Source organism: Magnetospira thiophila, assembly GCF_054657015.1.
This window is the reverse complement of sequence record NZ_BAAHXF010000002.1, coordinates 86,437-111,234: the sequence shown is the minus strand read 5'-3', so window position 1 is coordinate 111,234 and position 24,798 is coordinate 86,437. Positions and strand designations below refer to the sequence as shown.

The 24,798-nt window shown below is 59.0% G+C and carries 22 protein-coding genes and 2 tRNA genes; 6 read left to right on the top strand and 18 right to left on the bottom strand.

Going from position 1 to position 24,798, the window contains the following annotated elements:
- Nucleotides 1-100: 100 nt before the first annotated feature.
- The 8 genes from uvrA to ACYQ1P_RS10100 form a co-directional block, all read right to left on the bottom strand.
- The gene (uvrA, locus tag ACYQ1P_RS10135) at nucleotides 101-2,944 is read right to left on the bottom strand and encodes an excinuclease ABC subunit UvrA (protein ID WP_460020245.1); all 2,844 of its coding nucleotides are present in this window, start codon (nucleotides 2,942-2,944) and stop codon (nucleotides 101-103) included.
- A gap of 83 nt (nucleotides 2,945-3,027) precedes the next feature.
- Nucleotides 3,028-4,653, bottom strand: a complete 1,626-nt coding sequence (locus ACYQ1P_RS10130) for a sensor histidine kinase (RefSeq protein ID WP_460020244.1) — start codon at nucleotides 4,651-4,653, stop codon at nucleotides 3,028-3,030.
- A gap of 77 nt (nucleotides 4,654-4,730) precedes the next feature.
- The gene (locus tag ACYQ1P_RS10125; protein WP_460020243.1) at nucleotides 4,731-7,697 is read right to left on the bottom strand and encodes a chemotaxis protein CheB; all 2,967 of its coding nucleotides are present in this window, start codon (nucleotides 7,695-7,697) and stop codon (nucleotides 4,731-4,733) included.
- Nucleotides 7,698-7,871: 174 nt separating this feature from the next.
- The gene (locus ACYQ1P_RS10120; RefSeq protein WP_460020242.1) at nucleotides 7,872-8,654 is read right to left on the bottom strand and encodes a cyclic nucleotide-binding domain-containing protein; all 783 of its coding nucleotides are present in this window, start codon (nucleotides 8,652-8,654) and stop codon (nucleotides 7,872-7,874) included.
- Between the two features lie 159 nt (nucleotides 8,655-8,813).
- Entirely contained in the window at nucleotides 8,814-9,386 is a 573-nt protein-coding gene (rbr, locus tag ACYQ1P_RS10115; RefSeq protein ID WP_460020241.1) for a rubrerythrin, read from the bottom strand.
- Nucleotides 9,387-9,506: 120 nt separating this feature from the next.
- A complete protein-coding gene (locus ACYQ1P_RS10110) occupies nucleotides 9,507-10,274 on the bottom strand; it encodes an OmpA family protein (RefSeq protein WP_460020240.1) in 768 nt (255 codons plus the stop codon).
- A gap of 6 nt (nucleotides 10,275-10,280) precedes the next feature.
- Complete coding sequence (locus ACYQ1P_RS10105) at nucleotides 10,281-11,096, bottom strand: motility protein A (RefSeq protein ID WP_460020239.1); 816 nt, start codon at nucleotides 11,094-11,096, stop codon at nucleotides 10,281-10,283.
- Nucleotides 11,097-11,208: 112 nt separating this feature from the next.
- Nucleotides 11,209-11,460, bottom strand: coding sequence for a YMGG-like glycine zipper-containing protein (locus ACYQ1P_RS10100; RefSeq protein ID WP_460020238.1), 252 nt, complete (start codon nucleotides 11,458-11,460; stop codon nucleotides 11,209-11,211).
- A 152-nt stretch (nucleotides 11,461-11,612) separates the two neighbouring features.
- Between ACYQ1P_RS10100 and ssb the strand changes: the two genes are divergently transcribed.
- Nucleotides 11,613-12,104, top strand: a complete 492-nt coding sequence (ssb, locus tag ACYQ1P_RS10095) for a single-stranded DNA-binding protein (protein ID WP_460020237.1) — start codon at nucleotides 11,613-11,615, stop codon at nucleotides 12,102-12,104.
- Here ssb and ACYQ1P_RS10090 read toward each other — a convergent pair.
- A complete protein-coding gene (locus tag ACYQ1P_RS10090) occupies nucleotides 12,101-13,018 on the bottom strand; it encodes an adenylate/guanylate cyclase domain-containing protein (protein WP_460020236.1) in 918 nt (305 codons plus the stop codon). The genes ssb and ACYQ1P_RS10090 overlap by 4 nt on opposite strands.
- Before the next feature lie 226 nt (nucleotides 13,019-13,244).
- Between ACYQ1P_RS10090 and gyrA the strand changes: the two genes are divergently transcribed.
- Complete coding sequence (gyrA, locus tag ACYQ1P_RS10085) at nucleotides 13,245-15,950, top strand: DNA gyrase subunit A (RefSeq protein WP_460020235.1); 2,706 nt, start codon at nucleotides 13,245-13,247, stop codon at nucleotides 15,948-15,950.
- Nucleotides 15,947-16,468: a pantetheine-phosphate adenylyltransferase gene (gene coaD / locus ACYQ1P_RS10080; protein WP_460020234.1), complete on the top strand. Its 522-nt coding sequence runs from the start codon at nucleotides 15,947-15,949 to the stop codon at nucleotides 16,466-16,468. The genes gyrA and coaD overlap by 4 nt, the downstream gene beginning before the upstream one ends.
- Nucleotides 16,469-16,484: 16 nt before the next feature.
- On the opposite strand, the gene ACYQ1P_RS10075 is transcribed toward coaD, so the two are convergent.
- Entirely contained in the window at nucleotides 16,485-16,919 is a 435-nt protein-coding gene (locus ACYQ1P_RS10075) for a CBS domain-containing protein (RefSeq protein ID WP_460020233.1), read from the bottom strand.
- Nucleotides 16,920-17,088: 169 nt separating this feature from the next.
- Between ACYQ1P_RS10075 and ACYQ1P_RS10070 the strand changes: the two genes are divergently transcribed.
- Nucleotides 17,089-17,164: transfer RNA gene (locus ACYQ1P_RS10070), tRNA-Lys, on the top strand.
- Between the two features lie 699 nt (nucleotides 17,165-17,863).
- Here ACYQ1P_RS10070 and ACYQ1P_RS10065 read toward each other — a convergent pair.
- The 3 genes from ACYQ1P_RS10065 to ACYQ1P_RS10055 all read right to left on the bottom strand — a co-directional run bounded on the left by ACYQ1P_RS10065 (nucleotide 17,864) and on the right by ACYQ1P_RS10055 (nucleotide 19,676).
- Nucleotides 17,864-18,085: a hypothetical protein gene (locus ACYQ1P_RS10065; protein ID WP_460020232.1), complete on the bottom strand. Its 222-nt coding sequence runs from the start codon at nucleotides 18,083-18,085 to the stop codon at nucleotides 17,864-17,866.
- 317 nt (nucleotides 18,086-18,402) lie between these two features.
- A complete protein-coding gene (locus ACYQ1P_RS10060; RefSeq protein WP_460020231.1) occupies nucleotides 18,403-18,567 on the bottom strand; it encodes a hypothetical protein in 165 nt (54 codons plus the stop codon).
- A gap of 122 nt (nucleotides 18,568-18,689) precedes the next feature.
- Nucleotides 18,690-19,676 carry a helix-turn-helix transcriptional regulator gene (locus ACYQ1P_RS10055; protein ID WP_460020230.1) on the bottom strand — a complete coding sequence of 329 codons (987 nt, stop codon included), beginning with the start codon at nucleotides 19,674-19,676 and terminating at the stop codon, nucleotides 18,690-18,692.
- A gap of 321 nt (nucleotides 19,677-19,997) precedes the next feature.
- Here ACYQ1P_RS10055 and ACYQ1P_RS10050 point away from each other — a divergent pair, with 321 nt between their 5' ends.
- Nucleotides 19,998-20,504 (top strand): hypothetical protein, encoded by a 507-nt coding sequence (locus ACYQ1P_RS10050; RefSeq protein WP_460020229.1) that lies wholly within the window; start codon nucleotides 19,998-20,000, stop codon nucleotides 20,502-20,504.
- Between the two features lie 363 nt (nucleotides 20,505-20,867).
- Here the strand turns inward: ACYQ1P_RS10050 and ACYQ1P_RS10045 are convergent, their stop codons facing one another.
- The 5 genes from ACYQ1P_RS10045 to ACYQ1P_RS10025 all read right to left on the bottom strand — a co-directional run bounded on the left by ACYQ1P_RS10045 (nucleotide 20,868) and on the right by ACYQ1P_RS10025 (nucleotide 23,491).
- Nucleotides 20,868-21,065 carry a hypothetical protein gene (locus ACYQ1P_RS10045; RefSeq protein ID WP_460020228.1) on the bottom strand — a complete coding sequence of 66 codons (198 nt, stop codon included), beginning with the start codon at nucleotides 21,063-21,065 and terminating at the stop codon, nucleotides 20,868-20,870.
- 31 nt (nucleotides 21,066-21,096) lie between these two features.
- Nucleotides 21,097-21,474, bottom strand: coding sequence for a hypothetical protein (locus ACYQ1P_RS10040; RefSeq protein ID WP_460020227.1), 378 nt, complete (start codon nucleotides 21,472-21,474; stop codon nucleotides 21,097-21,099).
- Nucleotides 21,467-22,501: a hypothetical protein gene (locus ACYQ1P_RS10035; RefSeq protein WP_460020226.1), complete on the bottom strand. Its 1,035-nt coding sequence runs from the start codon at nucleotides 22,499-22,501 to the stop codon at nucleotides 21,467-21,469. Before ACYQ1P_RS10035 ends, ACYQ1P_RS10040 begins: the two co-directional genes overlap by 8 nt.
- A gap of 151 nt (nucleotides 22,502-22,652) precedes the next feature.
- The gene (locus ACYQ1P_RS10030; protein WP_460020225.1) at nucleotides 22,653-22,859 is read right to left on the bottom strand and encodes a hypothetical protein; all 207 of its coding nucleotides are present in this window, start codon (nucleotides 22,857-22,859) and stop codon (nucleotides 22,653-22,655) included.
- A 555-nt stretch (nucleotides 22,860-23,414) separates the two neighbouring features.
- A tRNA-Arg gene (locus tag ACYQ1P_RS10025) sits at nucleotides 23,415-23,491 on the bottom strand.
- 155 nt (nucleotides 23,492-23,646) lie between these two features.
- Between ACYQ1P_RS10025 and ACYQ1P_RS10020 the strand changes: the two genes are divergently transcribed.
- The gene (locus ACYQ1P_RS10020; RefSeq protein WP_460020224.1) at nucleotides 23,647-24,756 is read left to right on the top strand and encodes an NAD(P)/FAD-dependent oxidoreductase; all 1,110 of its coding nucleotides are present in this window, start codon (nucleotides 23,647-23,649) and stop codon (nucleotides 24,754-24,756) included.
- Nucleotides 24,757-24,798: the final 42 nt, after the last annotated feature.

Genomic DNA, 24,798 nt, shown 5'->3' with positions numbered 1-24,798 from the left:
GCTCCTTATGCACCATGAGTAACCTAACTAGCCAGGATGCGCAAGTAATTTTTGGCTAGTTAGGTATATGGGCCCCCTTTTTTTGTGGGTGCAGCGCAGGTTATTTCAACACCCCGCCCAGATACCGCCCCGTATAGCTTTCCGGCACCGCTGCCACATCTTCCGGGGTGCCTTGGGCAACGATCCGGCCGCCGCCGTCGCCGCCTTCGGGGCCGAGATCGAGCACCCAGTCGGCGGTCTTGATGACCTCCAGGTTATGTTCGATGACCACCACCGTGTTGCCGGTATCGACCAGGGCGTGGAGCACTTCGAGCAGCTTGCGCACATCGTCGAAATGCAGGCCGGTGGTCGGCTCGTCGAGGATATAGAGGGTCTTGCCGGTGGCCCGTTTGGACAGTTCCTTGGCCAGCTTGACCCGCTGCGCCTCGCCGCCCGATAGGGTAGTCGCCTGCTGGCCCAAGTGAATATAGCCCAGCCCGACCCGCTCCAGGGTGGTCAGCTTGTCGCGGATCGACGGCACCGCCTTGAAGAACTGCGCCCCCTCCTCCACCGTCATGTCGAGCACGTCGGCGATGGATTTGCCGCGAAAGGTCACTTCCAGGGTCTCGCGGTTGTAGCGTTTGCCGTGGCAGACATCGCATTGCACATAGACATCGGGCAGGAAGTGCATCTCGATCTTGATCACCCCGTCGCCCTGGCAGGCCTCGCAGCGCCCGCCCTTGACGTTGAACGAGAAGCGCCCCGGCTTGTAGCCGCGCTCCTTGGCTTCCGGCAGGGCGGCGAACCAGTCGCGGATCGGCGTGAAGGCCCCGGTATAGGTGGCCGGATTGGAACGCGGGGTGCGCCCAATGGGCGATTGGTCGATATCGACGATCTTGTCGATCAATTCGATGCCGTCGATGCGCTCATGGGGTCCGGCATGCAGCCGCGCCCCGTGCAGCCGTCGGGCCAGGGCCTTCCACAGGGTCTCGATAACCAACGACGACTTGCCGCCACCCGATACCCCGGTCACACACGTAAAGGTGCCAAGCGGAAAGGTGGCATCGACCTTTTGCAGATTGTTGGCCTGTGCCCCGACCACCACCAGCCGACGGCCCTTTTTCGGCTTGCGGCGCTGTTTCGGCACCGGGATCTGGCGCAGACCCGTGAGATATTGCCCGGTCAAGCTTTCGGGCATGGCCATGACCTGTTGCGGTGTGCCCTCGGCGACCACCCGCCCCCCATGCACCCCGGCTCCCGGCCCCATGTCGATCAGGTGATCGGCGGCGCGGATGGCGTCCTCGTCATGCTCGACGACGATCACCGTATTGCCCAGGTCGCGCAGCCGCACCAACGTCGCCAGCAGCCGGTCGTTGTCCCGCTGATGCAAACCGATGGACGGCTCGTCGAGCACGTAGAGCACCCCGGTCAGCCCGGAGCCGATCTGCGAGGCCAACCGGATGCGCTGGCTTTCGCCGCCGGACAGGGTGCCGGAGGTGCGCGACAGGGTCAGATAGTCCAGCCCCACATTGACCAGGAAACCCAGCCGTTCGTTGATCTCGCGCAGGATGCGGCGGGCGATTTCATTCTGCTGGCTGGTCAGATGACCGTCGAGGCTGGCGAACCAGTCCCGTGCCCCGCGAATGGACAATTGGCCGATTTCGGAAATGTCTCGCCGGTCGATTTTCACCGCTAGGGCTTCCGGTTTCAACCGCCGCCCGCCGCAGGCATCGCAGGTGGTGATGGTTTGGTACTTGCCCAACTCGTCGCGCACCCACGACGAATCCGTATCCCGCCAGCGCCGCTCCATGTTGGAAATGACCCCCTCGAAGGGACGCTCCACCGCATAGCTGCGCTTGCCTTCCGCATAGACGAAGGAAATCACCTCCTTGCCGGAGCCATAGAGGATGGTTTTTTGAATCGCCTCGGGCAGACTGCCGAACGGTGCGACCATATCGAACCCATAATGGGCGGCGAGGCTCTCCAGGGTCTGGCGATACATGCGCGACGAGGCATTGGCCCACGGCGCGATGGCCCCTTCCGCCAGCGACAGCCGATCATCGGGCACCACCAGTTCCGGGTCGAAATACATCTTGGTGCCCAGGCCGTCACAGACCGGGCAGGCGCCGAACGGGTTGTTGAAGGAGAACAGCCGGGGCTCGATCTCTTCGATGGTGAAGCCCGACACCGGACAGGCGAACTTGGCCGAGAAGGTGGTGCTCTCCCCGCTGTTGGCATCCTCGACGAAGCACAGGCCGTCGGCCAGATCCAGCGCCGTCTCGAAGCTGTCGGCGAGGCGTTTCATCAAGGCGGCGGCCGCCTCTCCAGCTTCCTTGCGCAGGACCAGGCGATCCACCACCACCTCGATGGTATGTTTGATCTTCTTGTCCAGCTCGGGGACGTCCTCGATGTCGTGCATCTCCCCATCGACCCGCACCCGGGCGAACCCCTTGCCGCGCAACTCCTGGAATTCCTTGCGGTATTCTCCCTTGCGCCCGCGCACCAGCGGGGCCAGCAGATAGAGCCGCGCGCCTTCCGCCATGCCCATCACCCGATCGACCATCTGACTGACCGTCTGGCTCTCGATGGGCAGGCCGGTGGCCGGGGAATGGGGCACCCCGACCCGCGCCCAGAGCAGCCGCATGTAGTCGTAAATCTCGGTCACCGTGCCCACCGTGGAGCGCGGGTTCTTGGAGGTGGTTTTCTGTTCGATGGAAATGGCCGGGCTGAGGCCGTCGATGGAATCCACGTCCGGTTTCTGCATCAACTCCAGGAACTGCCGCGCATAGGCCGACAGGGATTCCACGTAGCGCCGCTGCCCTTCGGCGTAGATGGTATCGAAGGCCAGCGAGGATTTCCCCGAGCCCGACAGCCCGGTGATGACGGTCAGGCTGTCGCGGGGAATCTCGACCGTGACATTGCGCAGATTATGCTCGCGGGCACCGCGAATGATGAGCTTGTCCATGGCCGCTTATATGGCCCGGATTAGGGGGAAAATCGAGTCCGATCTCATCACCCCGGCGGCAGCAAAAAAAAGATCAGTCCGAATTAATGTTCCAGAGGCAGGGTGAAGGAGAAAGTGCTTCCCTCGCCCGGTTTCGATTGCACCCAAATCCGACCCCCGTGGGAATCAATCACCTTTTGACAGACGGCCAAACCGATCCCGGTGCCGCCTCCATAGGCCTCGCGTTCGTGCAGCCGCTGGAACATGCGGAAAATCCGTTCCTGGTATTGCGGTTCGATGCCGATGCCGTTGTCGCTGATGGTGAACAAGGCGCGTCCCCCCTCGACCCGTCCGCCCACGGCAATGCGAGGCGCTTGATCCGGCCTGCGGTACTTGAGGGCGTTTTCCAAAAGGTTGGTGAAGACCCGTTCAATTTCATTCTCTTCGGCAAGGGGGTGCGGCAGATCGGGGTGCACGATGATCTCGGCTCCCGCTTCGGCGATGAACGGGCCGAGGCTGTCGATCACCCGACTCATCAGGCTGTGGATATCCACTGAGGTGAATGCGTTTTCGTGGCGACCGATGCGCGAATAGGTGAGAACGTCCCGAATCAGCGCATCCATGCGCTTCGCGCCATCCTGGACAAAGGCGAAATATTCCCTTTCCCGATCATCAAAATCCTGGCCGTAGTGCCGCTGGATGAGGCCCATGTAGGAACTGATCATGCGCAAAGGCTCGCGCAGGTCATGGGAGGTCACATAGGCGAACTCTTCCAACTCCGCATTGATGGCGCGCAATTTTTCCTCTCGCTGCCGAATGCGGGAAATGTCGGAAAAGATGGCGACATAGTGATCCACGTGTCCGTCGTCATTCTTGATGGCCGTGATGGTCATGAATTCGGGATAAATATCGCCGTTTCGCCGCCGGTTGAAGATTTCACCCTGCCAGTATCCGGTTCTGTTCAAGTCCGCCCACATGGACTTATAGAAGGCCTTGTCCTGGCGCCCGGAGGACAGGATTCGCGGCATCTCGCCAATGACCTCCTCGGCGGTGTATCCGGTAATGCGGGTGAAGGCGTCGTTGACGCATTTGATGACCGTGGCGGAATCGGTGATCATGATCGCTTCGCTGCTTTTCTCGATGACATTGCCCAGGAGAGTCGCCCGAAGCTCGACGGTTCGAAGATGAGAGATGTCGGTCAGCGTCGTGCGGACCCTCAGGTCGTCGGTGGCCGTGCGCTCGCTGCGGCTGTCCAGTTGAACGATACGAGGATAGGGATCAGGCAGAATCAGCGCCACCTCGCAGGACTGGGGCTCGCGGGTTTCCACCAACCGCTTGAGGTGAAGGTAGATGGTGTCGCGGTCTTTTTCGGCCACCATCCGGGCCAGTTGTCGCCCGATCAGTTTTTGTCGAGGTGTTTCCAGCCATCCGGCAATGGTCAGATTGGCCTCTCGGATGAGGCCTAATCGGTCCAGGGTGAGGTAGCCCACCGGGGCCAGATCGTAGAGGTCGGAAAAATGATCCCGAGCGGCTTCCAGCGCCAGATGGGCCTCCAGCAATTCCTCGCTTTGCAGTTCCAACTCGATCTGGTGAACCTGAAGCTCATGCACGAGGTTGCGGAAATCTTCGGTCGTTTCGGCCTCGGCAATTTCGCCGTCCGCCAGCCTGCACGCCAAGACCGTCTGGGCCCGATTCCGGAGCGCACCGTAGTCTGGAAATTGATCCGACACGCCCTCACTCCCCTTATGTACCCGGAGACACAATCCGGTTTATAATATCACATTCTCCAGCTTTCAGAGTGAAATATTCATTCCGCCCGCTTTTGACGTTCCGTGGCTGTGATGGCCCAGGGCTGGTCTTGTGCGTCGCGGAGCAAGGTGGCGGTCACGATTACCCCAAAATGCGTCCCGTCGGCTCGCTGACGCAAGGCTTCGAAAGGGGGAATTTCGGCACCTGAGTGAATGCGCTTAAAAAATCGGTCCAGGTCTTGTTGATGTTCCTTGGGGATGAACTCCCGGATATTGCTGTTGATCGCTTGTTGCTCCGATTGGCCGTATAGCCGCTCCGCCGCATGGTTCCAGGCCAGGATTTTGCCGTTCAGGTCCATGAGGGTGACGGCATCGGAGGAGTTTCTGACCACGGCGGCCAACCGGGCCTCGTGCTCCAGCAGGCGCAGTTTCGTGACATCGGTAAAGGTCATGACCACACCGTCGATGACGTTGTCCATGGTGCGATAGGGCAGGATGCGGACCAGATAGCGCTTGTCATCCTTTGCCGTGATTTCGCGCTCCAGGGTGACCAGGGTGTCCAATACCAATTTGGCATCCTTGACCAGATCGGCCTTTTCCAGATTGGTGACGATGTGGCCGAGGGGGCGTCCCACATCGCCATTGATCAGGTTGATCACCTCGGTGGCGGCGGGGGTAAACAGGGTGATGCAAAGGTTCTGGTCCAGAAACAGCGTGCCCACCTGTGTCGCCGCCAGCAGGTTGGTCATGTCGTTGTTGATCTTGGTCAGATCGCTCACCTTGCTTTCCAGCTCCGCATTGACCGTCGCCAATTCCTCATTGACCGACTGCAATTCCTCCTTGGAGGTCACATGCTCCTCGTTGATGCTCTGCAATTCTTCGTTCGAGGACTGAAGTTCCTCGTTGGTGGATTTCAGTTCCTCGTTGGAGGTTTCCATTTCCTCGACGGTGGTTTGCAGGTATTCTCGGGTATTGCGCAGTTCCCGTTCCAACTCGGCTGTGCGCGATTCGGAGCTTTTCGAGGATTTCCTGGCCTTGCGTTGGGGGGGCAGGCGCACTTCCTTGAAGACGATAAGGATCAATCCGGCCAGGGGCAGGGGCTCGTTGATCGGACGCACCAGCAGGTCGATTAACTGGAAGCCGCCATTGGTTTGTATCTTCAGGCCCTCGTAAAGGACCTCTTCACCGGTGGTCAGGGCTTTGCGGATCGCGGTCGGCAGTTCGATCGCCAATCCCGGTCGGGCCATCGCCTGGATGTTCGCCGTGGTCTCACCGGGGGCCGGTTCCAGATATTTGCCGGTGTGACCCTGGATGAAAACGATGTCCATCTTTCGATTGATCACCACACAAGGCGGAGCATATTCCGCCAGGGTGGTTTTTTGCAGCCATGTGCGCAGGTCGGTCGGCTGCTCGTGACGGGCTTCGGAGACCGGGGCAAGGGGAGGGTTGACTTCCATCGAGGGGATCACCCTGGACGGTGCCAGGGTTTGCCCATCCCCGTTCATACGCCGTTGATAAATCTTCGCCTTGCGGTCGATGACGGCAAAAAGGGTGTTAAAATCACCAATGGTTTCCGACGAACCGAGAAACAGAAATCCTCCTGGCTTCAGGGCATAATGGAACAGGGGCATCAGCCGGGCCTGTAATTTGGCCCCCATGTAGATCAGCAGGTTGCGACAGCAGATTAGGTCGATTCTGGAAAACGGCGGGTCCTTGGTGATGTTTTGTTCAGCGAATACCAGTTTGCTGCGAATGGAGTCCCGCACCCGGAAGCCGCTGTTTTCAGAAGTGAAATAGCGCTCCAGATAGCGGGGTGGCAGATCGGTGGCAATGCTCGGGGGAAACAGGCCGCCCCGCGCCTTTTCGATGGCCTCGCCGTCAAGATCTGTGCCGAAGACCTGGATCTTGATATTGGCGCGGCGGCGTTCCATTTCCTCGGTCAGCAGGATGGCCAGGGAATAGGCCTCTTCGCCGGTGGAACAGCCGACCACCCAGACCCGCAATTCGTCGTCCCGGAGCAGATTGTCGAAAATCTTTGGCACCACGGTCTCGGCTACAACGTCGAAGGCGGCCCGGTCGCGGAAAAAGGCGGTGACTCCGATCAGCAATTCCTTGAACAGGGTGGTCCGCTCCGCAACATGTTGAGACAGGAATCGGACGTAATCGGCGGGCCGTTCAATCTGGTGCAACTTCATGCGCCGTTCGACACGACGCAGCAGGGTGCTCGGCTTGTAGTCCGAAAAGTCATGGCTGGTCTGTTGGCGCACCAGGGCGACCACTTTGGCCAGGGTCGCCTCGTCAATGACCACATCCTCGGCGGAGGACAGGCTGGCTCTTGCGACCCTGGGGAACGACCATAGTTCCAACAACTTTTTGGGCATGTCCTCCGGCGGCAGCACGAAATCCACCAAATGGGTGTCGATGGCGGCCCTCGGCATACTATCGAACTTGGCGGTTTCCGGTTGCTGCACCAGGACAACTCCGGCTTCCGCCTTGATCGCCCGCAGTCCGGCGGCCCCTTCGCTTCCGGCTCCCGACAGGATGATACAGGTGGCCTGCTCCCGTTGATCCAGGGCCAATGAGCGCAGGAAATTATCAATCGGGTGCTGGATGCCGTGTCGATCAGGCATGTCGATCAGGTGCAAGACACCATGCAGGATCGTCAGTTCCTGGGCCGGGGGGATGACATATACCGTGTTCGGAGCCAAGGGCACGCCATCGACGATCTCTACCACGCTCATCTCCGTGGCCTTGTCGAGCAATTCGGGCAGCATGCTCGCGTGCTTCGGGTCCAGATGTTGCACAACGACAAAGGCGGCCCCGCTATTGGCGGGCATCGTGCTCAGAAACGCCAGAAGTGCTTCCAATCCTCCCGCCGAAGCGCCGATGCCAACGACTGGAAAAGAGGGCGTCTCAGGGGTCTCTCCGGGGGCGGATGGTGTGGCCGGACTGCGACGCCGGGGCGAGGATTTGCGGGGCCTCGCCTTGCCGCTCGGTTTAGGAGACTCGTTCTTCCTGGATGTCATGGCAGTATCTCTCCGGTGACCGGCGATGAGGGCTCTCCCCGCTCACAGTAAGGCTTCCAGGGAGAATGGTCGAGCAACTTCCCCCCGAGTTGGGATCAGCGCGCCGGGACGATGTGTCAATGATCAGTTTTCGGGTCTGAGCCCCAAAGCCGGTCGCCCCCCTCCCCCGGGGATTCACGCCCCGCAATGGTCGGCACAGATCTCTTCCGCCCGGGCGGTCAGCATGTCTCGCAGATCGTCCGACTGATAGATCAGGTCTATGTAATCGCGGTCCCGTTCATCCAGTTCCTCGGGGCCGACCAGACACCGCAACGACTCCAATTCCATCGCATCAAGCACGTTCAGGTCGTCCACATAGCCCAGTTTGGCCGCAACGCCGTTCCACATGCGGCACACCGGGTCCTGGTGAATGAGTTCCGCTGCGTAATCCAACTTGTCGCCGTCCCCGTCGCAGAAGAAATAACTGACGTCGCCGATCCCCCGGCCATGGGCCACGAAGGCATTGACGAACCGCGCCTTGAACGGCACCCGCGCCAGATCGGCCTGGGCCGTCATGCGCATCCCCATGTTGCGCACGTGCACAAGCAGGGTATTCATCAAGAAACGGGTAAACGGATCGACCTTGGACAATTCCTCAAAAAACAGGCTGCGCGGCAGAATATAGCATTCGGTCTCCGTAAGGGCCGTTGCGGTGGCCATGCGGGGCTGGCCGTCAATCAGCGCCATCTCGCCGAAAATATCCCCCGCATTGATCCTGTTCAGGCGCAGGCGCGGCGTCCGTTGGGATGTCTTGGTGATTTCAACGGCACCGGACAGCAACAAAAAGGCCTCGCCGCCTTCATCACCTTCTTCGAATATGACATCGCCAAGAGAAAAGATGCGCCTCTCCAGGGCGCAGGCCCGGTCGCGCAAGGCGGCTTCAAGGTATCTTTCGGAGTTCCCACGGGTATCGAGCATTTTTTTATTCCTTCCTTTATGCTCGCTTCCCCAAGCTCCTCCATAGTATCTTTAGTGATAATCATTCGCAAGTAAAAATTGCGTGAAGCTTTGCAGTCCCTTTTCCCGTGAGGGACCGCGAACATCCCGTCTCCCGAAAATGATCTGGGGACGAAAGAGCTACCAGTTCTCGCCCAGCAGCTCGAAATGCGCCTGGGGATGGAGACAGGCCGGGCAGGTGCCGGGGGCTTCCTCGCCCTCGTGCAGGTAGCCACAATTGCGGCAACGCCAGACGACCTTTTCGCCGCGCTTGAAGACCCGCCCCGCCTCGATGTTGTCGGCCAGATCGGTAAACCGCTTGCCATGCTGCTTCTCGGCGATGGAAATGGCCTCGAACGCACGGGCCACGGCCTTGAAGCCTTCCGCCTCAGCCACTTTGGCAAAGCCGGGATACAACTCGGTCCATTCGTGATCCTCCCCGGCGGCGGCCATGCGCAGGTTCTCCAGGGTGGTCCCGTTTCCGGCGGCCGGGAAGCTGTCGGTGATTTCCACTTCGCCCCCTTCGAGGAACTTGTAGAACCGGCTGGCATGTTCCTTTTCCTGGTCCGCCGTCTCGGCGAACACATCGGCAATCTGCACGAAGCCTTCCTTGCGCGCCTTGCTGGCCCAGAAGGTATAGCGGTTGCGGGCCTGGGATTCCCCGGCGAAGGCCTTCATCAGGTTAACTTCGGTCTTGGTCCCTTTGATCGACATGACAGGTCTCCTCTGGATTAAGAGCTCGATCCAATATTCATTTATTACTTTATAACATTATCTTCAAGGCTTGTCGAAGCCTGCACGCGGCAAGACCGCCGAGGCGGAAACGGCCCCTTGTCAGTTATCCGTCCCAATGATCAATTCGATTTCCACCCGGCGGTTGTTGGCCCGGTTGTCCGCCGAATCGTTGGCATTGAGCGGACGGGAATCGGCAAATCCGGTCGCCGACAGGCGGCCCTGTTCCAGCCCCCGCGCCAGCAGTTCATGGACGACCGACACGGCGCGGGCGGTGGACAGGTCCCAGTTCGAGCGATACTGGGCGGTGGCGATGGGCACGTCATCCGTATGACCGGAAACCTCGATATGGCCGGGAGTACGGGCCAGAACCTCGGCCGTTTGTTCGAGAGCCGGAAGAATTTCGCCCTTCAACTCACTGCCGCCGGAGGGAAAGGCCGAGGCGCTGGGAAACCGCAGCAGGATGCCGCGCGGGGTCTCCTCTAATTGCACCAGATTGCGGTCAATTTCGGCACCCAGATTTCGGCGCAGATCGCGCAAGGTGGCTTCCTTTTGCTGCTTGAGTTCCTCTGCGCGGCGTAGTTCTTCGTCATCCAACGTGGTTTCCATCACCGTCTGACCGTCGTTGAACGGCAGGATGCCGGGAGCGATGGAGCGCACCACCCGCCGCCCCTGCTCCGAATCGAACGTCGAACGCATGGAATCGGCGGTGCTGGAGAATTTTTTGGGATCGAACTCGGCAAAGGTCAGCAACAACACGAACAACGCGAACAGCAAGGACATCAAATCGGCGAAGGTCCACATCCAGCGCGGCGCGCCAGTCCGTTTCAGTTCCACTTCCTTCTGTGGTTCGACGCCGGTAAAGGGCATGGCTTTCTACTTCCCCGCCGCGGTCGGCTTGGCCGAACTGTCCGTATAGGCGTTGGGGGCCCCGACACGGCGCTGCTTTTCCGGCAGGAAAGTTTCCAGCACCTCGATCAATTCGGTCGGGTTGGTGCGCTGTTGAATCTGGAACACGCATTCAATAATCAAATAGCGCAGATCCCGCTCCTCGCGGCTCTTGCTTTCCAGCTTGTCGGCGATGGGCAGGGCGATCAGATTGGCGATCAGCACCCCATAGAGCGTCGTCAGCAGGGCTATGGCCATGGCCGGACCGATCTTGGTCGGATCGTCCATGGTGGCCAGCATCTGCACCAGCCCGACCAGGGTCCCGAACATGCCGAATGCCGGGGCCGCCTCGCCGATAGCCAGAAAGATCTTGGCGCCTTGTTCATGCAGGGCAATGGAATGGGCCATGTCCTGGGTCAGGATTTTGCGGATGTACGGCAGATCACGCCCATCGGCGACCAGTTGCACGCCCTTTTTGAAAAAGGGGTTGGCAATCTTGTTGTCTTCCACCGTATGCAGGCCGTCCTTGCGGGCCATCTTGACCAGCCGCAGGGCCTCCTTGATATAAGTACGCGGTTCCGTCTTTTCATTGGTGAAGGCGGCCTTGATGCCGACCGGCAGGGCGACGAAGACCCCGGACAGGGGAAACTTGACCAGCGTCGCGGCAAAGGTGCCGCCGAACACGATCAACAGACCCGGCGTATTGATGAAAATACCGAAACTCGATCCGGTGTAGATGGCCAGAACCACCACACTGACGCCGACCAGCATTCCGGCGATGGTGGCAATGTCGATACGAAACAAACCGGCTCTCCTCGGATGGGTCGTGGCGTCCAGGCATCAGTAGAGCAGGCTCGCGCGCCAAGCGCAACGCCGGGATGAGCGAAAGTCCCGTGAAGGGGGCGAACGGATGAATTTACGGCCACAGGCCCGGGTCGAAATGATCGGGGTCCTGGTCGGCCCAGGCATCGCCATAATACAGGCCGAACGCCGCGCCGAGGACCGCCCCGCCCGCCGCGCCGTAGGTTCCGAAGAGTTGCTGACCGGAATAGGCCCCGATGGCGGTTCCCGCACCCAGACCCACGACCTCTTCGGGATACAGCCGCGGCACCGACGAACAGCCCGCCAGCACAAGCAGCACCAGCACAGCCGACAGAACCGATTTCATGGCACACCTCCCTGAGATTTCGTGAAGAGGGAAACCAGGATTCAGTATACCTCATTTCGGCACAATAATCACGGCTTCGGGCTTTGCGTCGTCGCCGGGAGGGTGCTAGAGTGCCGCCCTCTTCAGGCAAGGCACGAAACGTGGGGGATTTTATGGCCGGTTCCGTCAACAAGGTGATTCTCGTCGGCAATCTGGGACGCGACCCGGAAGTCCGTTTTGCCCAAAACGGCAGCAAGATCGTCAATGTTTCCGTGGCGACCTCCGAGTCCTGGAAGGACAAACAAACCGGCGACCGCAAGGAAAAAACCGAATGGCATCGGGTGGTCATCTTCAACGAGCGCCTGGCCGACGTGGCCGAGAAATTCCTGCGCAAGGGGTCCAAGGTCTACGTGGAAGGCTCTTTGCAAACCCGCAAATGGACCGGCAATGACGGTGTGGAAAAATACACCACCGAAATCGTGCTCGACCGTTTCCGGGGCGAACTGACCATGCTCGACGGGCGCGGCGAAGGCGGCGGTGGTGGATATGGCGGCGAGTCCTCCGGTGGCGGCCAACAAGGCGGCGGCGGCCCGGATTGGGGACCCTCCGCCGGTTCCGGTGGCGGCACCCCCGGCTCCGACCTGGACGACGAAATCCCGTTTTAATCCACCGCAGCCACCTTGAAGGCCCGGATCGGCTGGCTCTTGCCCTTGAGCGCCACCTGCATGTCACCGGCGCTGGTGAGCCGTCCTTCAAGGATACGGCAGAGGTCTTCCGACGCCAACAGGGGATAGCCCGCCCCCTTGGTGGCGCTTTCCAGACGGCTCGCCACATTGACCGGATCGCCGATGGCGGTGCGCATGACCTTGTCCGGATGGCCCATGTCGCCATAGACCACCGTCCCCACGTGCAGCCCGACCCCCATGGAAAGGGTCTCCGCCTGGCAGCCGATTTCGCTCAGATAATGGTTGAACGCCCCCAGGGCATCCAACATGTCCAGACCCGCCAGCAGACCCTGGCGGGCCGAATCGACCAGCGGTTCGCCGGCCACCCCGAACAGCGCCATCAGACCGTCGCCCATGTATTTGTCGATCACCCCGCCGTGGCGATGGACCACATCTCCCATGACATGGAAATATCGGTTGAGGATATGCACCGTGTCATAGGGCAGCCGGTGCTCGGCAAAGCTGGTGAAGCCGCGTATATCGGAAAACAGGATCACCAGTTCCAGTTCCCGCACCCCCGCCGCGTCGGCGGTTTTGAGCGTATCCACATCCATGTAATCCCGCACCAGACGCTGAACCCGAAGGGTTCCCGACGCCGTTGGACGGACAACACACTGACAGGCCAAACGAATTGAGGGCGGAAATCCGCGTGCCGCCGCCAGGGCGCTTTCCGCCGCTGTGGGCGGGGTCAGCAGGTCGTCGCCCTCGACCACCCGCACCCGGCAGGTGGAGCAGCGCGCCTGGCCCTGACAGACGTGCAGGTGGGGGATGCCCGCCGCCAGGGAAATGTCGAGCAGGGAGGCCTCCGAAGGGGTCTCCAGGGGCACCTGTTGGCCGTCGATGACGAGCTTCATTTCCGCCTCTTTTCCTGCATTTTGCCCACCGTTTTCCCCACCGCAATGAAACTGACATTGTATTGTTCGACAAGGCAAAAGCTGCTATGGTCCGGCCAGGTCCCCGGTGACCGGCGCAAGACGCGTAAGATCTCTTTTATATCAGCATATTAAGTGGTAATCGTTGACCGATCAAACCCCCCCACAAGAACCTTTCGATATTTCCCCTGTCAGCATCGAAGAGGAGATGCGGCGCTCCTATCTCGATTACGCCATGAGCGTCATCGTGTCGCGCGCCCTGCCCGATGTGCGCGACGGCCTGAAACCCGTCCATCGTCGCATTCTCTATGCGATGAAAGAGAACGGCTACGAATACAACAAGCCGTTCCGCAAGTCAGCCCGCATCGTCGGCGATGTGATGGGTAAATACCACCCGCACGGCGATCAGGCCATCTATGACGCCATGGTTCGCATGGCGCAGAATTTCTCGCTGCGTCTGCCGCTGATCGACGGTCAGGGCAATTTCGGCTCCATGGACGGCGATCCGGCGGCGGCCATGCGCTACACCGAGGCCCGCCTGTCCAAGGCGGCCCATGCGCTGCTTGAAGACATCGACAAAGACACCGTTAATTTCGTCCCCAACTATGACGAAACCACCCGCGAACCCTCGGTGCTGCCGGCCCAGTATCCCAATCTGCTGGTCAACGGCGCGGGCGGCATCGCGGTGGGCATGGCGACCAACATTCCGCCACACAATCTGGGCGAGGTGATCGACGCCTGTTGCGCCATCATCGACGACCCCGACTTGACCATCGACGATCTGATCCGCGATTACATCCATGGCCCCGACTTCCCCACCGGGGGGCTGATCCTCGGTCAGGGCGGCATTCGATCGGCCTTCCACACCGGCCGCGGCTCGGTGATCATGCGCGGTCGCTCCCACTTCGAAGAGGTGCGCAAGGACCGCGAGGCCATCGTCATCACCGAAGTGCCCTATCAGGTCAACAAGGCACGCATGATCGAGATCATCGCCGATTGCGTGCGCGACAAAAAAATCGAGGGCATCTCCGACCTGCGCGATGAATCCGACCGCGACGGCGTGCGGGTGGTGATCGAGATCAAGCGCGACCATCAGGCCGACGTGGTTCTGAACCAATTATACAAATTCTCGCCCCTGCAAACCAGCTTTGGCGTCAATATGTTGGCCCTCAATGGCGGCAAGCCGGAACTGTTGAATGTCCGTCAGATCTTGGACGCCTTCATCACCTTCCGTGAAGAAGTGATCCGCCGCCGAACCATTTTTGAATTAAACAGGGCGCGCGAGAAGGCCCATGTGTTGGCCGGACTGGCCGTCGCCGTGGCCAACATCGACGAGGTCATCGCCCTGATCCGCAAGGCCCCGGACCCGGCCACGGCCCGCGAGCAGTTGATGTCCCGCCAATGGCCCGCCCTCGACGTGGCACCGCTGATCGAGCTGATTGATGAGCCCGGCCGCCGGGTGGTGGATGGCACCTATCAGCTCTCGGAGATTCAGGCCAAGGCGATCCTCGATCTGCGCCTGCATCGGTTGACCGGGCTGGAGCGCGACAAGATCGGCGAAGATCTGATGAAGATCGGCGACCAGATCAAGGAATACCTGGGCATCCTGGCCTCCCGCGACAAGCTCTATGAACTGCTGCGCGACGAACTGGTGGCCATGAAGGAACAGTTCAACACGCCGCGCCGCACCACCTTGGAAGAAGGCGAACTGGACCAGGATATTGAAGACCTGATCCAGCGCGAAGACATGGTGGTCACGGTCAGCAATACCGGCTACATCAAGCGGGTGCCGCTGTCCGCCTATCGGGCGCAGCGGCGCGGCGGCAAGGGCCGCTCGGGTATGAGCACCCGCGATGAGGATTTCGTCAGTCAGGTCTATGTGGTCAATACCCATACCCCGGTGCTGTTCTTCTCCTCGGAGGGCATGGCCTACAAGCTCAAGGTCTACAAGCTGCCCCTCGGCACGCCACAATCGCGCGGCAAGGCGCTGGTCAATCTGTTGCCCCTGAACGCCGGAGAGATTATCACCACCACCCTGCCGCTGCCCGAGGACGAAGACACCTGGTCAGATCTCTATGTCATGTTCGCCACCCAGTCGGGCAACGTGCGCCGAAATCAGCTCTCGGACTTCACCAACGTCAAATCCAACGGCAAGATCGCCATGAAGCTGGACGTCGGAGATCATCTGGTGCGCGTCCGCACCTGCACCGAAGACGACGACATCCTGTTGACCACCCACCAGGGGAAATGCATCCGCTTCCCGGTGACCGACGTGCGCGTGTTCGCCGGTCGGGATTCCACCGGGGTACGCGGCATCCGTCTGGTGCCCGGTGATCGGGTTATCGGCATGTCGGCCCTGGTCCACCGGGAGATGGACATGGAAACCCGCGACGCCTACCTGTCGGCGGTCAGCGCCCGCCGTCGTCTGGCCGGTTCCGATTACCTGGACCGCCCCGAGGACAAGGCCCGCGACGAGAGTGCTGCCGCGCGCCTCGACGACGACACGTTCGCCCGCTTGAGTTCCGAAGAGGAATTCGTGCTGACCATCACCGAAGACGGTTTCGGCAAACGCTCCTCGGCCTACGAATACCGCACCGCCGGTCGCGGCGGCCAGGGTATCGGGGCCATTGATTTGAGTCGCCGTGAGCGCGACGAAACCCGAGTCGCCGCGTCCTTCCCGGTGCTCGATGGCGATCAGTTGGTGATGGTCACCGATGGCGGCCAGTTGATCCGGGTGCCGGTCCGCGACATCAGCTTCACCGGACGCACCACCCGCGGCGTCACCCTGTTCCGGGTGGCGGAAGACGAACATATCGTTTCCGTGTCCCGGCTGCGCGAGGACGGCGAGGACGGCGAAACCGACGACTCCCCGGAAGACTCCCCGGAGGACACCCCACAGGAGCCCGCATCGTGAATGAACTGGTCGGCCTTTACCCCGGAACGTTCGACCCCCTGACCAACGGTCACTTCGATATCATCTGTCGGGCCGGACGGGTGGTCGACCGGTTGATTATCGCCGTGGCGGTCAATGCCGGCAAAGGCCCCCTGTTCTCGCTGGAAGAGCGGGTCGCCATGCTGGAAGCGCAACTGGACGAATGCTCGCACAAAATCCAGGCCCGCCTGGAGGTGCGTCCGTTCGATATTCTACTGATGGATTTTGCCGTTCAGTGTGGGGCCAAGGTAATCATCCGCGGCCTGCGCGCGGTTTCGGACTTCGAGTACGAATTTCAGATGGCGGGCATGAATGCCCGCCTCAATCCCAACGTGGAAACCCTGTTCCTCATGGCCTCGGAGAACAACCAGTTCATCTCCTCGCGATTCGTCAAGGAGATCGGGCAACTGGGCGGAAACATCACCCACTTTGTCGCCCCCCGGGTGGCCATCGCCTTGCAGGAACGCTTCGCCGCCGACAAAGCCGCTGGGAAAAGCTGAGGACGCAAGCCCCCGCTTATGGTCGGGCAATGGCGATATCCTTCAACACCGCCTTTTCGAGTTCCGTCTGCTCCAGACGGACCTTGACCACGTCGCCCTGGCTGACTACGCCCACCAGATCGCCGTTTTCCAGCACCGGCAGGTGACGGATGCGGCGTCCGGTCATGGATTCCATGATCGCCTTGCAGGAATCGCCGGGCTGGCAGGTGACCAAATTGGTGCTCATGAAGCCGCTGACCTTGGCCGAATGGGCCTTGGCCCCTTGCTGCGACAAGGCGCGCACGATATCGCGCTCGGACAGGATGCCAACCAGCTTGCCGGTTGCGTCGCGCACCGGCATGGCCCCGATGCGATTGGAGGCCAGCAACGTCGAAGCGGTTTCCAAGGTATCTTCTTCCCGCACAGTAATCACCACCTTGGTCTTGCTCTTCAGAATATCACCGACGTTCATTGACGCGCACCTCCCATAACCCCAAATCTGTGAATGCTCGGATGAGCAAGGCATGATATGGCATTTCGCACGGAAATTACCAGCGACCTTTTATACTGTTTGCCCAGGAATACGGAAACCTGTTGCCAGGACGCCCCTGCTTCGCTAGGTTTCGCCCTCCCCGTTTTACGGGCGCGTAGCTCAGCTGGTAGAGCATCTGACTTTTAATCAGACGGCCATGGGTTCGAATCCCGTCGCGCTCACCATTCATATCAACGCCTTAGCCGGTTGCGGCTAGGGCGTTGTTCTTTTCGGGTAAGCAACGTGCTTGTAGCGCGACACTTGAATTTGCAGCAAAACCAAAATCCGAAAATACATACTCGCGGTTGACCGCCTGTCCTGTGGACGGGTGCGGCGGGCTGCCATATCATCGGGGCTGCGGTCATCGTGACAACTGGGAAATCGTCGGTCCAGTTTGGAGGCCCTTCGGGGCGTCCGTTACGGGGAAGGTGGAGAGTACGATGGGCCTCTAGGAAATGATTGCCCAAAAGGTGTTCAATGAAGGCCCGCTTTCGAAACCTTGTTATCGCGGAGTTTGAATTTTCGTCCTCCCTTGAGGAGAGGGCCCTGTATTCGGGAAGGGCGAGGAAACTCTCAACACCGTCTTCAGGTTCGTCCAATTGGGCAGCCACATATCCGCATCCGGGGCATTCTTTCAGCCAGCATGACATGGAATACCGATGTGGAGACGAGCAACGACCATCCAAATCGTCGGAGCCATAAATCGATATGGTCGCGAGGGAAAAAAACTCATTCTCCTCGCCACAAATATGGCAGGTTACCATCTTCCGAACAGTCATGGTCATTATTGCCTCCATTTGTTTTGATGTTGCAATGGTCGCAACACCAAGGCCCGGGGCATTATCACAGAGAATGATCTTCCCGCTTTTCCTATCGACCTCTTTTTAATTCCCATACGCCACAGCGAGAGCTGCCAACACAGCACCTAATAATGTGATGTTCTGGGCGGCATTGGCGTCCAGGGTGGTTTCTGTCGTGACGGTCTCTGTGGTGTAAATCTCACCGTAGTCGTCTTCGTGCGTTTCACGAACGGTGATGGTCTTGGTCGCGCAGGCTCCCGTCAGGAGTGCCAGGACAACGCATGTGACCGATAAACGGTGGTTCATGATTTTCCCCTTTGGGCCTGTGGCAACGACTGAAAGTCCCGAGGCTTATCCTGGCAGGGATCAGTGACAGTTTTGGGCACTGAGAGTCTTGTCGCGGGGCGGGAGTGTCAGTAATCCTCAGGTCGGATCACGAGGCGTGTCCGTCGCATTAGACGAGGAAACGGCCAAGGGGTTCGCGAATCTAGCCTCGCGTTTCGGTAAGCCAGGAACCGTAATGCCTTTACGTATGGGGCAAAAAAAGATAGGGACACTTGACCTCTCCGGTGATGAAAAGAAAAAAATATGGAAATCGCAGCGGCCGTTATGGACGCTTGGGATCACCACCCCTCCTCATCGAGATAGGCCCGGGTTAACTCCTCGGCGATCTCCCCATCGCAATGCTTGCAGGCGATGCGCAATCCCTCCTGAAGCCGCCGCACTTTGCTGCTCAAATCGTCGAGCATTTCCAGCAACTTTTTATGAGTCCAATCCTGCTCAACCATTGCTTCCCCCGTCGTCTTTCATGAGGCGCTGCGGAAGACATTTCCCGGCAACAGCCGTCTCATGGATGCGTATGGGAAGAGTATGCACCTGAGAGCGTGACAGTTATGGTCATACAATTATCCTACGGCAAAGCCACCCACGACGGTCGGCATTCCCGCACCATCTCGGCCAGTCTTTGCGGGGCCAGGACCTCCACACGGTCGCCCCACATGTAGAGATACCAGGCCATCTCCATGTCGCTTCCGGCGCGGAACCTGACAATCAGCGCGCCGTCCTCCTGCCGTTCAGTCTTCTGGCTGGGATGGAAGACAAACTGTTCCGCCTCGTCAGCGGCATCGGGCGTGAAACGCCAAACCACATCGAACGGTTCTTCGTGAAACAGTCCAAAGGATCGTTCGGCATAGGTTTTCAGGGAAAAATCCGGGTCGCGCTCGAACATATCGTCCAGCACCTCCACTTTCTCGATCCGGGGCAAGGCAAAGGTGAGCATCATCGATTGCTGGGGATGCTCATGCCAGCCCACGAGATAATGCCGGTGTCCGTGCAGAAAACCGTAGGGATTGACGATACGGTCATGAACCTCATTGTCCTTGCGTCGCCGATAGCTGAGTCTGACCCGGTTGCCGCCCTTGATCGCCCGGCGCAGATCCTCAACCACCATGACCTTGATACGGGGACGCGGCCCCGGACGCATGGCCAAGCCTTCGGCTTCCAACAGGGCTTCCAGATCCGGCTCCACCCGGCGGGCCACCTCCGGGCGCACCAGCGCATGGATCTTGGTGACCACAGTCTCCAGGTCCGCGGCCACGTCCTCCCGGTTCTGCTGCCGCATGACCCCAATGGCGGTTTCCATCGCCGCCAGTTCATCCGCCGAGAAGGCGACAAGGTGGTCCAGCACCCCAGCGGGAATGCGCCAGCGCTTGACCCGTTCATCGGTCGCCACTTCCTCGGCCTGCAGGAAGTTACGCAGGATGGCGTCGCGCATACGCATGGCCGTCCGCCGCCCGACATCAAAGCTCTGTTCGATCTCCTGGAGTGAGATCCCCCCACGACGGGCCTGCATTTCCAGGGCAAGCTGCAACAGATTATCGGCTTTTTCGTATCTCATGGCCCCATTCTCCCGCATATTGGTGACCAATACTGGCACATATTTCCTGTTCCACGAATGCTTATCACGAGGAACGAGCCGTGAAAGCAGCACTGATCAACGGTTGGATTTCATTTGATACGTCAGAGGGTCGGATCGACCTCTGTGACTGGCACAAAGGTCTATGGTGCCTGATCACCGAAAGGGGCATTCGTTTTGTGGTAACCCGAGCAGACCGTGTGGCGATCTAATTCACCCCCAAAAGAACATAAGGTGACCATTTCTGACTCCCTGTTGTGGTTGGCTGGAATCATATGAACCCGAAGCATGAGCCGAGTGACCATGAAACAAGCCAATACCAATTCCATGACCTCCGCCGTTTGGCTTGATGAGACGGCCCTGCGGATCATTTCAGATCAAAAGCAACAGATGTTCGGACGTTGGGACCGGCTGTTCGGATGTTGGCAGAGGGAGAATGAACAAACCAATTGGCTAGAAGAGATCCCGAACCGCCCCATGTTTTCGCCGCAAGGGCGAATGGATCAAGGTTTTTGGCCTGACAGGGACATACAGGGCGGAGACAAGGGAGCTGTCATCGCCTACCTGTTGCTGATCCCGGCGCCCCTACGCCGTCTTGTCGCCCCTCTCGGTCCGTTCCAATGGTTGGCCCTTGACCTCATCTGGCTGGAACCCCAGGTTGCGACATGGATTGACGACCTTGGCGCGGCGGAATTCCTGGTCCGACTTGAACATGTTCTGGTCGGCCTCGACAGGCACCACCTCAACCGTCAGCAACGATCCCTGATACTTGACCAATTGGCAGAGGGGAAGCAGGTAAAGGCTCGGTAATCCGCATCACCTCAACGCTTCATTGACGAAGCAGTACGGGAAGGGCGAGTGAATACTACAACAGTAAACCGGCTCGGAGTCTAAACAGGTCGCACGGGGCCACATTCCCCAAGGGTGTTCAGCCTCCGGACCGTTATAAAATAATATTAAATGCAAAGGATCTTGTCAAGGCACGCGAGTCCACGGCACACGCGCTGTACCGTGTTTCTAAATAAACCGCTACATACAGCGACAGCAGATAATTAGTATCTCAGGACATTGCAGACTTTCTTAATAATTCAACGAAAGGAAAAGTCTATAATCTCCGTTCATGATGTTCTGTATGGCAAGGGTAATTTATTTTATTTCGTGCTGGAAAAACCTTTATGTCTCGTCTTTATTTAGATCTCTGATCCCAAACATCTGAACAGCCACTTCACGAAGAACACCTCGGGCTACGGCGTCCTCAATGGCCCACTCGCTTCCTGCACGATCAGCCTCTGGGTTATCCAGCATTTCCTCGTGCAGAAGGGCATCCTTCTTAACGCCGTCCTCCATATAGAAAAATTCATTGTTCGTCATCGTTTCGGTTTCCTGGATCTGGTGATTGCCGTCAAAAAGATCCTATGGGGACAAACCCTGTAAATCTGCCACAGGGGGTCCCTTCCAGTTTGCGCAGTGTTTCCATTTTTCGGAACAACTTGTCACCGAGTGTCGTCCCTCGTTCTTCCACGGCACGCTTGACCTTGTCGAGCCGCAGCATGTTGAGGTCCCCGCCAGTCATGCCCTCTGTAAGGCACTTGCGTCCGATCTTGATGTTGCTGGTAATGTTGCCGAAGTAGCTGTTGATCATGGAGGAGGGTTCGTCGATAGCACGGACCACGTCGAGAATTGAAAGCCACAGTACGTCGTCCATTTCCGCCATACGTATTGGATGACCGAAATGGAGAAACTGGTAGACGGGGCAATCGATGGGGGTAATGTCACTCATCGGGGTGGACTTCCTTGAAATAGCGATCAACCAGGGGGACCATCACCCCGGTCATGGCTTCAACGCGCTCCATCAGAGCGGCAATAGACTGATCGTCATGGCTATCCGGCGCAGGCTTCTTGGCATTAAATTCGAAAAAGGCACTACGGGGGCGGTCGAGCTTTTCCGCGGGAAATGCGTCATGCCAGAACGGGTGGTGGTCGATCAGGAAAGATTCGAGGCCGGGGACGCTTTCCGTTTTCGCTACCAAGGTTAGGTTCAGTCCACCCCAGTAATCGTCAATTCGCAAATGACAGTCGGAAAAATTTGTTGGCCAGTGGTTGGCGACGAAAGGTAGTGTCCTTTTGTTGATCCGATATTTTAGGGGCCAGCCCTGCTTGAGTGCGATTCCCGGAAGTCTCTGGGCGGCACTGGCGAATATTCGAGCCGACAATCCGGTTCCCGTTTCGACCAAGGCGGTATTCAAAGGTTGCACCATTCGATGCTGGCCAGGAATCTCTCCCAGCACCGTTTCCAGATCCAACAGCTTGCTACCGTTCAGTTCGATGTAGCGAAAGTTGATCACCGCTAAAGGCGTTCCTCCTTCGATCAGGTACCGGGCGGTGTCAAAGGCGTTTGGTGCCAGGCTTTCGGAAACCAGCAGCAGTCGGTGCTCAGGCTTTTTGGAGTAATCTAGGGGGAACGCAAACATATTATGATATGCTGCATCAAGTTCCGCGTTCATGTTTGTCCGGTAGATTTGGGCCACCTGGGGCCAATCGAGCCTATTAACAAAGGCGGCATAATCGAGAACCTGTGAGATGATATCTCGAGTTGCCCGGCCCCGTTTCAGCTCTGCAACAACGATGGTCCCATTACCATCGATAAAAAGATTGTCAATGTAGTGGCCATGGGTGGTCGTTATTTCCCGACCGAGGGACAGCATGGGCATTCCCTCGTTCAAAAGTCCCGGTGTCTGGTGCGCCCACTTTTGAAGGTCATCTTCAAGGTGTTGGTTTTGAAAAGGGATCGGCAGAAGCGGGGCCACAATTCCTTCTTGAACATTGAAAAGGTGGCCCAACAATTTTCCCCCATGGCATCCGTAAACTTCCGGCAATGATACTCTTTTTGGCTGTATCAGCAAGATATTTTATAAACTTGAAGGGTGCTTACAAACGGAACCATGCTGAATGGAGGTCCTAATCTACTATATAGCCCATCCGTTCCGTGAGAAATCCCGGCACTCGACCGAAATGCAGCGACATACCGATCGCGCCTGCGTTAATCATAGCCTTCACCTGAAGCACCCGTTCCTGATAGCCCGAACGGCGGTCGCGAATATCGATGCGATCAAAACCGTGAACGCCCAGCAGAGTCATGGGGTCAGTTCGGCAGTCGAACGTCATGCGGCTTCTTCCAAAAGGACGCTCTTGATGGCGCGTTCGGTTTTCCCTCAGGGCCAGCGGCAAAAACAAACCGCACGAACAGGCCAGACACATGAAAGCAACCGATCAACGCACGCGAAAAAGCCTTGCCATAGAGGGCGTCGACATATGTATCATGTGCGGCGTTGCTTGGGACTGCTATCACCGAGGATCAAGCATTTGACCTGGATCGGCGGAAGCAACAAACCATGACCGAAACCCAGGCCGAGCGAGACGAGCGGCGATGGGCCGCAACGTTGGAACAACTCAAAAAATCTTATGCTCCCCGACGCTGAGAAAACAACGGCAGATCCCAGTCTGTAATTATTGGGAGGACCTGGAGCAATCGGGCGAATGGTCACAGGGGCATATTTGGGAGATTAGATGGTAAAAGTTCTTTCCAGCCACGAGAGGCTTCCGAGTCCGGATATAACTCGAAATTGACCCCGTTGCTTCCCCCATGCTTCCCCGACGAAAATGGCCGACACATTCACAAGCGCAGCTACCGCGCAACACATTGTTTTTTATATGAAAATTTGGTGCACCCGGCGAGATTCGAACTCACGACCTCTGCCTTCGGAGGGCAGCGCTCTATCCAGCTGAGCTACGGGTGCCTAAACCCGGATTCCTTTGCGGGGAAACCGGATCGTTGCTGGTCATACAACGGAACACAGGGGGGGATCAAGTCGCGATCCGGCAAGCACCTCTTTTCCTTGACCCCCGGAGGGGCGCTTTCCACAATGGCGGTTCGCAAGGAATGGGGCCGGACATGACGGAACAACTGGATTGCGCCGTCATCGGTGCCGGGGTGGTGGGGCTGGCAGTGGCCCGCGCCTTGGCCCTAGCCGGGCGCGAAGTGGTGGTACTCGAAAAAGCGACCGCCATCGGCACCGAAACCAGTTCCCGTAACAGCGAAGTCATTCATGCCGGGATATATTATCCGGTGGGGAGCCTCAAGGGCCGGCTTTGTGTGCGCGGCAAAGGGCTGCTTTATGACTATTTGCAGAGCCACGGGATCGAGCATCAACGGTGCGGCAAGTTGTTGGTCGCCACCCAGCCCTCGGAAATTCCCATTCTCGATCAGGTGCTTCAGAGGGCGGCCGCCAATGGTTGCACCGACCTGCAACGGATCAACGGCCCGCAGGCCGAAGCCTGGGAACCGGGGCTGCGCTGCGTGGCCGCCTTGTGGTCCCCCTCCACCGGCATTTTTGACAGCCATGGCTACATGCTGGCCCTGCAAGGCGATCTGGAAGCCGCGGGCGGGGTTGTCGCCTTCGGCAGTCCGATCGAAGGCGGCCAGATCACCCAGGACGGTATCCTCCTCCGCGTCGGCGGGGATGAACCCATGGCCTTGCAGTGCCGCACGGTGGTCAACGCGGCCGGTCTATGGGCCCAGGCCATCGCCCGTAGTCTCGACGGCATGCCGCCCGAACATGTGCCGCCCCTGCACCTGTGCAAGGGAAACTATTTCCAACTGAGCGGACGCGCGCCTTTCCAGCGCCTGATCTATCCAGTGCCGGGCGCGGCCTCCCTGGGCTGTCACTTCACCCGCGATCTGGGGGGACAGGGGCGCTTCGGCCCCGACGAGGAATGGGTGGAGCGGCTGGACTATCGGGTCGATCCGGGCCGGGGCGAGGCCTTTTACGCCGCCATCCGCCGCTATTGGCCGGGTCTGCCCGACGGGGCTCTACAGCCGGGATATAGCGGCATCCGCTCGAAACTTCATCCGCCCGGAGAAGCGGCGCATGATTTCAGAATTCTCACACCGGAGCATCACGGCATTCCCGGACTGGTTCATCTGTTCGGCATCGAGTCGCCGGGACTGACAGCATCCCTGGCGCTTGGTGAATGGGTTGCCGAACGGCTCGCAACGAACTAATTTTCACCCGAGGACCACACAAGAAAAAAGGAGTGCGATCAC

Bases quoted from the DNA above. Each gene is read 5' to 3' on its own strand.
- ssb (WP_460020237.1), top strand. From the start codon at position 11,613: ATGGCCGGTTCCGTCAACAAGGTGATTCTCGTCGGCAATCTGGGACGC.
- ACYQ1P_RS10040 (WP_460020227.1), bottom strand. From the start codon at position 21,474: ATGAGTGACATTACCCCCATCGATTGCCCCGTCTACCAGTTTCTCCAT.
- gyrA (WP_460020235.1), top strand. From the start codon at position 13,245: ATGCGGCGCTCCTATCTCGATTACGCCATGAGCGTCATCGTGTCGCGC.
- ACYQ1P_RS10065 (WP_460020232.1), bottom strand. From the start codon at position 18,085: ATGAACCACCGTTTATCGGTCACATGCGTTGTCCTGGCACTCCTGACG.
- ACYQ1P_RS10100 (WP_460020238.1), bottom strand. From the start codon at position 11,460: ATGAAATCGGTTCTGTCGGCTGTGCTGGTGCTGCTTGTGCTGGCGGGC.
- ACYQ1P_RS10075 (WP_460020233.1), bottom strand. From the start codon at position 16,919: ATGAACGTCGGTGATATTCTGAAGAGCAAGACCAAGGTGGTGATTACT.
- ACYQ1P_RS10050 (WP_460020229.1), top strand. From the start codon at position 19,998: ATGAAACAAGCCAATACCAATTCCATGACCTCCGCCGTTTGGCTTGAT.
- rbr (WP_460020241.1), bottom strand. From the start codon at position 9,386: ATGTCGATCAAAGGGACCAAGACCGAAGTTAACCTGATGAAGGCCTTC.
- ACYQ1P_RS10045 (WP_460020228.1), bottom strand. From the start codon at position 21,065: ATGACGAACAATGAATTTTTCTATATGGAGGACGGCGTTAAGAAGGAT.
- ACYQ1P_RS10110 (WP_460020240.1), bottom strand. From the start codon at position 10,274: ATGCCCTTTACCGGCGTCGAACCACAGAAGGAAGTGGAACTGAAACGG.
- ACYQ1P_RS10120 (WP_460020242.1), bottom strand. From the start codon at position 8,654: ATGCTCGATACCCGTGGGAACTCCGAAAGATACCTTGAAGCCGCCTTG.
- ACYQ1P_RS10030 (WP_460020225.1), bottom strand. From the start codon at position 22,859: ATGACGTTCGACTGCCGAACTGACCCCATGACTCTGCTGGGCGTTCAC.
- uvrA (WP_460020245.1), bottom strand. From the start codon at position 2,944: ATGGACAAGCTCATCATTCGCGGTGCCCGCGAGCATAATCTGCGCAAT.
- ACYQ1P_RS10060 (WP_460020231.1), bottom strand. From the start codon at position 18,567: ATGGTTGAGCAGGATTGGACTCATAAAAAGTTGCTGGAAATGCTCGAC.
- ACYQ1P_RS10090 (WP_460020236.1), bottom strand. From the start codon at position 13,018: ATGAAGCTCGTCATCGACGGCCAACAGGTGCCCCTGGAGACCCCTTCG.
- ACYQ1P_RS10055 (WP_460020230.1), bottom strand. From the start codon at position 19,676: ATGAGATACGAAAAAGCCGATAATCTGTTGCAGCTTGCCCTGGAAATG.
- ACYQ1P_RS10020 (WP_460020224.1), top strand. From the start codon at position 23,647: ATGACGGAACAACTGGATTGCGCCGTCATCGGTGCCGGGGTGGTGGGG.
- ACYQ1P_RS10125 (WP_460020243.1), bottom strand. From the start codon at position 7,697: ATGACATCCAGGAAGAACGAGTCTCCTAAACCGAGCGGCAAGGCGAGG.